8 protein-coding genes are annotated in these 8492 nt (G+C 60.7%); all 8 read left to right on the top strand.

Going from position 1 to position 8492, the window contains the following annotated elements; all coding sequences use genetic code 11:
* Positions 1-99: 99 nt before the first annotated feature.
* Positions 100-546 carry an NUDIX hydrolase gene (locus DCO47_RS23665; protein WP_116659039.1) on the top strand — a complete coding sequence of 149 codons (447 nt, stop codon included), beginning with the start codon at positions 100-102 and terminating at the stop codon, positions 544-546.
* Positions 547-605: 59 nt separating this feature from the next.
* A complete protein-coding gene (gene mnmA / locus DCO47_RS23670; RefSeq protein WP_042609216.1) occupies positions 606-1730 on the top strand; it encodes a tRNA 2-thiouridine(34) synthase MnmA in 1125 nt (374 codons plus the stop codon).
* The gene (gene hflD / locus DCO47_RS23675) at positions 1727-2350 is read left to right on the top strand and encodes a high frequency lysogenization protein HflD (protein ID WP_039763308.1); all 624 of its coding nucleotides are present in this window, start codon (positions 1727-1729) and stop codon (positions 2348-2350) included. Before mnmA ends, hflD begins: the two co-directional genes overlap by 4 nt.
* A 126-nt stretch (positions 2351-2476) precedes the next feature.
* Positions 2477-3847: an adenylosuccinate lyase gene (gene purB, locus DCO47_RS23680; protein WP_003223822.1), complete on the top strand. Its 1371-nt coding sequence runs from the start codon at positions 2477-2479 to the stop codon at positions 3845-3847.
* Positions 3848-3933: 86 nt separating this feature from the next.
* On the top strand, positions 3934-5103 hold the full coding sequence (locus DCO47_RS23685) for a cupin domain-containing protein (RefSeq protein WP_016775274.1): 1170 nt from the start codon (positions 3934-3936) through the stop codon (positions 5101-5103).
* Complete coding sequence (locus tag DCO47_RS23690; protein WP_016775275.1) at positions 5096-5521, top strand: GNAT family N-acetyltransferase; 426 nt, start codon at positions 5096-5098, stop codon at positions 5519-5521. Before DCO47_RS23685 ends, DCO47_RS23690 begins: the two co-directional genes overlap by 8 nt.
* A 248-nt stretch (positions 5522-5769) precedes the next feature.
* The gene (locus tag DCO47_RS23695; protein WP_042609214.1) at positions 5770-6531 is read left to right on the top strand and encodes a secretin N-terminal domain-containing protein; all 762 of its coding nucleotides are present in this window, start codon (positions 5770-5772) and stop codon (positions 6529-6531) included.
* A gap of 474 nt (positions 6532-7005) precedes the next feature.
* Positions 7006-8331 (top strand): isocitrate lyase, encoded by a 1326-nt coding sequence (gene aceA / locus DCO47_RS23700; protein WP_003223815.1) that lies wholly within the window; start codon positions 7006-7008, stop codon positions 8329-8331.
* Positions 8332-8492: the final 161 nt, after the last annotated feature.

Raw genomic sequence — 8492 nt, forward strand, 5'->3', positions numbered from 1 at the left:
GTATACCATTCAACATTGATGGTGACTGACCCGACGCTATCGCGAGCAGGCTCACTCCTACAGGTGATTGGGTTTCAACCAATAGATTGAGGATGACTTATGGAATGGCTCCCCCACATCACCGTCGCCACCATCGTCGAGGACGATGGCCGCTTTCTGATGGTCGAAGAACACAAAGGCGGCCGTAACGTGCTCAACCAGCCCGCCGGCCATCTCGATCCGGATGAAACCCTGATCGACGCGGCCATTCGCGAAACCCTCGAAGAAACCGGCTGGGACGTTGAACCCACTGGGGTGATCGGCATTTATCTGTACACCGCACCGAGCAACGGCGTGACTTACCAGCGTGTGTGTTTCAGCGCCAAAGCCGTGCAGCACCACCCGGATTACCAGCTAGACGACGGGATCATCGGCGCCAAGTGGCTGACCCGCGACGAATTAATCGCCCAGCGCGACAACTGGCGCAGCGAGCTGATCATCCGCTGCATCGACGATTATTTGGCCGGCCATCACTTCAGCCTCGAGCTGATCCGCCCTTCTCTTTAGCCTTGCGGCCGCGAGCCTGATAGAATCGCGCCCTTTTCCAAGACACTCATTGAATCCCTATGCGTGATCCAGCCCCTTCTGACACATCCAAGAAGCGCGTCATTGTCGGCATGTCCGGCGGCGTGGACTCTTCCGTTTCCGCCCTTCTGCTGATCGAGCAGGGTTATGAAGTGGAAGGCCTGTTCATGAAGAACTGGGAAGAAGACGACGGAACGGAATACTGCACCGCCATGGACGACCTGGCGGATGCGCAGGCTGTCTGCGACAAGATCGGCATCAAGTTGCACACCGCCAACTTCGCTGCCGAGTACTGGGACAACGTGTTCGAGCACTTCCTCGCCGAATACAAGGCCGGGCGCACGCCGAACCCGGACATCCTGTGTAACCGCGAGATCAAGTTCAAAGCGTTCCTCGACTACGCAATGATGCTCGGCGCCGACCTGATCGCCACCGGCCACTACGTGCGCCGCCGCGACATCGACGGTCGCACCGAGCTGCTCAAGGGGCTCGATCCGAACAAGGATCAGAGCTACTTCCTGCACGCCGTCGGCGGCGAACAGATTGCCAAGACCCTGTTCCCGGTCGGCGAACTGGAAAAGCCTGAAGTCCGCGCGATTGCCGAGAAATACGAACTGGCCACCGCCAAGAAGAAGGATTCCACCGGGATCTGCTTCATCGGCGAGCGGCGCTTCAGCGATTTCCTCAAGCAATACCTGCCGGCGCAACCGGGCGAGATCAAGACCACCGAAGGCGATGTCATCGGCCGTCATCACGGCTTGATGTACCACACCATCGGCCAGCGTCAGGGTCTGGGCATCGGCGGCTTGAAAGATGCCGGCGACGAGCCGTGGTACGTGCTGCGCAAGGACCTGGAGACCAATGAGCTGATCGTCGGTCAGGGCAACAACCATCCGTGGCTGTTCTCCAGCGCCCTGCTCGCTTCGGAAATCTATTGGGTCAACCCGATCGACCTGAGCCAGCCGCTGCGCCTGACGGCGAAAGTGCGTTATCGCCAGAGCGATCAGGCCTGCACCCTGGAAAAAACCGCCAGCGGCTACCGCGCCGTGTTCGACGAGCCGCAGCGCGCGGTGACGCCGGGCCAATCGGTGGTGTTCTATGACGGGGAGATCTGCCTCGGCGGCGGCGTGATCGAAGTGGCCGAGCCGTGGAGCGGCCAGGCATGAGCCCGACTCAGGAGCAACTGACGGCGCTGGGCGGCGTGTTTCTCGCCGCCGTGCTGGTGGACCGTATCGCCAAGACCGGCCAGACCAACGAGGCCGGCCTGAGCTGCATGCTCGGCAGCCTGTTGGTGCGGGATCCGAAAGACACGCTGGACGTGTACGGTGGCGATGACATCAATCTGCGCGAGGGTTACCGCGCGCTGATCGGCGCTTTGGAGCGCGATCCGAGCACCTTGCAGCGCGAGCCGCTGCGCTACGCCCTGTCGATGCTCGGTCTGGAGCGACAACTGGCCAAGCGTGACGACATGCTCGAGACGATCGCCAAGCGCCTGCCGCAGATTCAGTCGCAGGTCGAGCATTTTGGCCCGGCTCATGAAAACGTCGTCGCCGCTTGCGGTGCGTTGTATCAGGACACGTTGAGCACCCTGCGTCAGCGCATTCAGGTGCACGGCGACATGCGCAACCTGCAGCAGCCGAGCAATGCCTCGAAGATCCGCGCCCTGCTCCTCGCCGGTATCCGCTCGGCGCGCCTGTGGCGACAGCTCGGCGGTCATCGCTGGCAGTTGGTGATCAGCCGCCGCAAGTTGCTCAAAGAGCTTTATCCGTTGATGCGCAGCGAATAAACGCCGCGTCATGAAGGCTTTGTAGTCTGTAACGCGTAATACGCCGGTCAGTTGGCGACGGACCGGCGGATTTTTTCATGTATGATACGCGCCCCATTTCGTTGCCCGACTGTCCGAGAACACCCCATGCAGCTCTCTTCGCTCACTGCGGTTTCCCCTGTTGACGGCCGCTACGCCGGCAAAACCCAGGCCCTGCGCCCGATTTTCAGCGAGTACGGCCTGATCCGTGCCCGCGTTCTGGTTGAAGTGCGCTGGCTCCAGCGCCTGGCCGCCCACGCTGGCATCCCTGAAGTGCCGGCCTTCTCCGCCGAGGCCAACGCCGTTCTCAACGAACTGGCGGAAAACTTCTCGCTGGAGCACGCCGAGCGCGTCAAAGAGATCGAGCGCACCACCAACCACGACGTCAAAGCGATCGAATATCTGCTCAAGGAGCAGGCGGCCAAGCTGCCGGAACTGGCCAAGGTCAGCGAGTTCATCCACTTTGCCTGCACCAGCGAAGACATCAACAACCTGTCCCACGCGCTGATGCTGCGCGAAGGCCGTGACGACGTGATGCTGCCGCTGATGCGCCAGACCGCCAACGCCATCCGCGAACTGGCGATCCGTTTCGCCGACGTGCCGATGCTGTCGCGCACCCACGGCCAGCCCGCTTCGCCGACCACTCTGGGCAAAGAACTGGCCAACGTGGTTTACCGTCTCGAGCGGCAGATCGCGCAGGTCGCTGCCGTGCCGCTGCTGGGCAAGATCAACGGCGCCGTCGGCAACTACAATGCACACCTTTCGGCCTACCCGCAGATCGACTGGGAAGCCAACGCCCGCGCCTTCATCGAAGACGAACTGGGCCTGGGCTTCAACCCGTACACCACGCAGATCGAACCGCACGACTACATCGCCGAGCTGTTCGACGCGATCGCGCGCTTCAATACCATCCTGATCGACTTCGACCGTGACATCTGGGGCTACATCTCCCTGGGTTATTTCAAGCAGCGCACCATCGCTGGCGAAATCGGTTCGTCGACCATGCCGCACAAGGTCAACCCGATCGACTTCGAAAACTCCGAAGGCAACCTGGGTATCGCCAACGCACTGTTCCAGCACTTGGCGAGCAAACTGCCGATCTCCCGCTGGCAGCGCGACCTGACCGACTCCACCGTCCTGCGCAACCTCGGTGTCGGCTTCGCCCACAGCGTGATCGCTTACGAAGCCAGCCTCAAAGGCATCAGCAAGCTGGAGCTCAACGAGCAGAAGATTGCTGCTGATCTCGACGCTTGCTGGGAAGTATTGGCCGAGCCGATCCAGACCGTGATGCGTCGCTACAACATCGAAAACCCGTACGAAAAGCTGAAAGAACTGACCCGCGGCAAGGGCATCAGCCCTGAAGCGCTGCAGACTTTCATCGATGGCCTGGACATGCCAGCCGAAGCCAAAGCCGAGCTCAAGCAACTGACCCCGGCCAACTACATCGGCAACGCAGTGGCACAAGCCAAACGCATCTGATCGACCGTTTGCCCCGTTTGAGACGCCCGGCCGCGCCGGGCGTTTTTATTCCCGTCTGAAAAGTGCTTTTTTTCAATAGGTTACATATGAATTCCGATATTCCTCTTCAACTTCTGGGCGGCCTCACTGCACGCGAGTTCCTGCGTGACTACTGGCAGAAAAAACCGCTGCTGATCCGCCAGGCGATTCCTGATTTCGAAAGCCCGATCGACGCCGACGAACTGGCCGGTCTGGCCCTGGAAGAAGAAGTCGAATCGCGCTTGGTGATCGAACATGGCGAGCGCCCATGGGAACTGCGCCGCGGCCCGTTCGCTGAAGACGAATTCAGCAAACTGCCGGAAAAAGAGTGGACCCTGCTGGTGCAAGCAGTCGACCAATTCGTGCCGGAAGTCAGCGAGCTGCTCGAGAACTTTCGCTTCCTGCCGAGCTGGCGCGTCGACGATGTGATGATCAGCTTCGCCGCCCCGGGTGGCAGCGTCGGTCCGCACTTCGACAACTACGACGTGTTCCTGCTGCAGGGCCACGGCAAGCGCAACTGGAAAATCGGCCAGATGTGCGATTCCGAGAGCCCGCTGCTGCAACACGCCGACCTGCGCATCCTCGCCGAATTCCACGAGACCGAAGAGTGGGTGCTGGAGCCGGGGGACATGCTCTACCTGCCACCACGTCTGGCCCATTGCGGTGTTGCAGTCGACAACTGCATGACCTACTCGGTCGGCTTCCGCGCCCCAAGCGCCGCTGAAGTGCTGACCCACTTCACCGACTTCCTCAGCCAGTTCCTGACCGACGAAGAGCGCTACACCGATGCCGACGCCAAGCCGGCGGTCGATCCGCACCAGATTCAACATGATGCGCTGGATCGCCTGAAAAGCCTGCTTGCCGAGCACATGAGCGACGAGCGTCTGCTGCTGACCTGGTTCGGCCAGTACATGACTGAGCCGCGCTACCCGGAACTGGTGGTTGGCCCGGAGGACGTCGAAGAAGAAGACTTCCTCGCCGCTCTGCAGGACGGCGCCGTGCTGATCCGCAACCCGAGCGCGCGCCTGGCCTGGTCGGAAGTCGACGACGATCTGCTGCTGTTCGCCAGCGGCCAGAGCCGTTACCTGCCGGGCAAGCTGCGCGAGCTGCTGAAGCTGATCTGCGCCGCTGACGCCCTGCACGCCGATAACCTCGGCGAGTGGCTGAGCGATGAAGACGGTCGCAGCCTGCTCTGCGAACTGGTCAAGCAAGGGAGCCTGGGGTTCGCTGATGAATAAAATTCGCGTTCGTGTCGCAGACTGGCAGAAGGATATCGCCGAGATCCGGCGCATTCGTGAAACGGTGTTCATCGCCGAACAATCGGTACCGCCCGAGCTTGAGTGGGACGCGGATGACGCGACCGCTGTGCATTTTCTGGCATTTGAAGGCGACTTCCCCATCGGTACGGCCCGCTTGCTGCCTGACGGGCACATCGGCCGCGTCTCGGTGCTGAAAGACTGGCGCGGGATGAAGGTCGGTGACGCGCTGATGCAGGCGGTCATCGCCGAGGCCGAAGCGCGCGGCCTGAAGCAACAAAAGCTCAGCGCTCAGGTGCAGGCCACGGCGTTCTATGAACGCCTGGGCTTCAGCCTGGTCAGCGAGGAGTTTCTCGAGGCCGGGATACCGCATGTCGACATGGTTCGGCATTCGGCCTGAGCAGCACTGATCAAACCCTGTGGCGAGGGAGCTTGCTCCCGCCGGGCTGCGCAGCAGACCCTGCTTTGGATTTCAACAGCAAGGCCGCTTCGCGCCCCAGCGGGAGCAAGCTCCCTCGCCACAACATCATCTCCTGACGCCCCGGCATTCAACGATGCCGGGGCGTTTTGCTAACTACGATTCAACTTGCCCCACCCCGGGCCGACAAACTGGCAATATCAAGCCTTTCGAACGCGGAGATAACGGACATGTCCCTACGCACCCTGCTCACCACCCTGCTGCTCGGCTGCAGTTTTTCGGTGCTGGCAGCCACAGAAATCGTCCCTCTCAAATACCACACAAGCGCCGACATGCTGCCGGTGGCGCAGGACTTCATCGGTCAGGACGGTCAGGTCAGCGCTTACGGCAACCAACTGATCGTCAAGGCCGAGCCGGGCAAGATTCAAGAACTGAAGGATTTGCTTGCACAACTCGACACCGCGCCCAAGCGCTTGCTGATCACCGTCGACACCAACGAAAACAATGGCCGTGGCGACGAAGGTTATTCAGTCAACGGCGCCCAGCCGAACCAGACCCGGATCATCAGTCGCAGCACCACCAGCCGCAACGGCGGCGTCCAGCAAGTGCAGACCAGTGAAGGCACTCCGGCGCTGATCCAGGTCGGCCAGAGTGTGCCGATCACCAACACCCAGAGCGATTCCTACGGCGGTTACAGCAGCGAGACTCAATACCGCAACGTCACCCAGGGTTTCTACGTCACCGCCAGCGTCACCGGCGAGACCGTTCATCTGGCGATCAGTACCAACCGTGACCGCATGAGCCAGGAACGTCCCGATGTAGTGAACGTTCAGAGTACCGACACAACCGTCACCGGACGACTCGGTGAGTGGATCACCCTCGCCGGCGTCAACAGCCAGACTCAGGCCGACAAACAGGGCCTGACCCGCAGCTACTCGACTCAAGGTCGCGATGACATGACCCTGCGGGTTAAAGTCGACGCACTGGACTAAAGCACCGAAAACTGACTGATTAGTCGTATCAGACTAAAGATGTAGTGCTTTAAAAAAAGCACTACAAAACGTTTGACGACGCGAAAAAGCGAGGGCATGATGGCCTCGCTCCCGCTAATCAGAGGCCCTGGCAAGGGCCTTCGAAGCGCCGTTCGCACCTACCCCGCGAACCGTTTCGTGTCTGTACCGCCCACAAGGTGTGTTTGACGAGGTTGCCGACTGGAACGAAGTTGTCCCGAGGGACGGAAGCGTATTTAGGTAACCCGGCTTCACGCTGTTGTCCGTATGAAGGCCCACGACGCCCGCATGCGCCCCGCAGTCCGCCACTACCTGCTCACTTCCCCTCGAGCCCATCGTTCATCCCGTCGCCTACCCCGCCGAATCCGACTTGACCACCAGGCTTCTGGTCAGCGAGCGCAGGAATTTTCCACCGCAGAACAACTTTTCATAAAAGACGCGACGAGGTTTATCTCCATGGCACTGACACGCGAACAGCAAATTGCAGCCCTCGAAAAAGACTGGGCCGAGAACCCGCGCTGGAAAGGCGTGACTCGCACTTACTCCGCTGCTGACGTGGTCCGTCTGCGTGGCTCGGTTCAGCCTGAGCACACCTTCGCGAAGATGGGCGCCGAGAAGCTGTGGAACCTGGTGACCCAGGGTGCCAAGCCGTCCTTCCGTCCAGAGAAAGATTTCGTCAACTGCATGGGCGCCCTGACCGGCGGCCAGGCTGTTCAGCAGGTTAAAGCCGGTATCCAGGCGATCTACTTGTCCGGCTGGCAGGTGGCTGCGGACAACAACTCCGCCGAATCGATGTACCCGGACCAGTCGCTGTACCCGGTTGACTCGGTGCCAACCGTGGTCAAGCGCATCAACAACTCGTTCCGTCGTGCCGACCAGATCCAGTGGAAAGCCGGCAAGAACCCGGGCGATGAAGGCTACATCGACTACTTCGCGCCAATCGTGGCGGACGCTGAAGCCGGTTTCGGCGGCGTACTCAACGCTTACGAACTGATGAAGAGCATGATCGAAGCAGGCGCCGCCGGCGTTCACTTCGAAGACCAACTGGCTTCGGTGAAGAAATGCGGGCACATGGGCGGCAAGGTTCTGGTGCCAACCCAGGAAGCCGTACAGAAGCTGACCGCTGCCCGTCTGGCCGCTGACGTTGCCGGTACGCCGACCATCATTCTGGCCCGCACCGACGCCAACGCGGCTGACCTGCTGACCTCCGACTGCGACCCGTACGATCAGCCATTCGTGACCGGCGAGCGTACCCAGGAAGGTTTCTACAAGGTACGTGCCGGTCTGGATCAAGCGATCGCCCGTGGCCTGGCTTACGCGCCGTACGCCGACCTGATCTGGTGCGAAACCGCCAAGCCGGATCTGGAAGAAGCCCGTCGCTTCGCTGAAGCGATCAAGAAGGAATACCCGGATCAGCTGCTGTCGTACAACTGCTCGCCTTCCTTCAACTGGAAGAAGAACCTGGACGACGCCACCATCGCCAAATTCCAGCGCGAACTGTCCGCCATGGGCTACAAGCACCAGTTCATCACCCTGGCCGGCATTCACAACATGTGGCACAGCATGTTCAACCTGGCGCACGACTACGCCCGCAACGACATGACGGCCTACGTGAAGCTGCAAGAGCAGGAATTCGCTGACGCCGCCAAAGGCTACACCTTTGTGGCGCACCAGCAGGAAGTGGGCACCGGCTACTTCGACGACATGACCACCGTGATCCAGGGCGGCTCGTCCTCGGTGACCGCGCTGACCGGTTCGACCGAAGAAGAACAGTTCCACTGATAGCGCTTCGCTGAGCAAACGGCCTTTGCGGATCGAACAAAAGCTAACCGCAGAGCCGCAAGATTGACGCCCCGACTGGATCGGGGCGTTTTTTTTGCTTTCGATTTGATGGACACCACAAATCCCTGTAGGAGTGAGCCTGCTCGCGATAGCGGTTTATC

It is taken from the genome of Pseudomonas sp. NDM (genome assembly GCF_003105095.1).
In the GTDB taxonomy this organism is placed as follows: domain Bacteria; phylum Pseudomonadota; class Gammaproteobacteria; order Pseudomonadales; family Pseudomonadaceae; genus Aquipseudomonas; species Aquipseudomonas moraviensis_A.

What these genes read in the sequence shown, in the direction of transcription:
- DCO47_RS23690 (WP_016775275.1), top strand. Translation starts at nt 5,096, where the DNA reads ATGAATAAAATTCGCGTTCGTGTCGCAGACTGGCAGAAGGATATCGCC.
- DCO47_RS23665 (WP_116659039.1), top strand. Translation starts at nt 100, where the DNA reads ATGGAATGGCTCCCCCACATCACCGTCGCCACCATCGTCGAGGACGAT.
- purB (WP_003223822.1), top strand. Translation starts at nt 2,477, where the DNA reads ATGCAGCTCTCTTCGCTCACTGCGGTTTCCCCTGTTGACGGCCGCTAC.
- DCO47_RS23695 (WP_042609214.1), top strand. Translation starts at nt 5,770, where the DNA reads ATGTCCCTACGCACCCTGCTCACCACCCTGCTGCTCGGCTGCAGTTTT.
- hflD (WP_039763308.1), top strand. Translation starts at nt 1,727, where the DNA reads ATGAGCCCGACTCAGGAGCAACTGACGGCGCTGGGCGGCGTGTTTCTC.
- mnmA (WP_042609216.1), top strand. Translation starts at nt 606, where the DNA reads ATGCGTGATCCAGCCCCTTCTGACACATCCAAGAAGCGCGTCATTGTC.
- aceA (WP_003223815.1), top strand. Translation starts at nt 7,006, where the DNA reads ATGGCACTGACACGCGAACAGCAAATTGCAGCCCTCGAAAAAGACTGG.
- DCO47_RS23685 (WP_016775274.1), top strand. Translation starts at nt 3,934, where the DNA reads ATGAATTCCGATATTCCTCTTCAACTTCTGGGCGGCCTCACTGCACGC.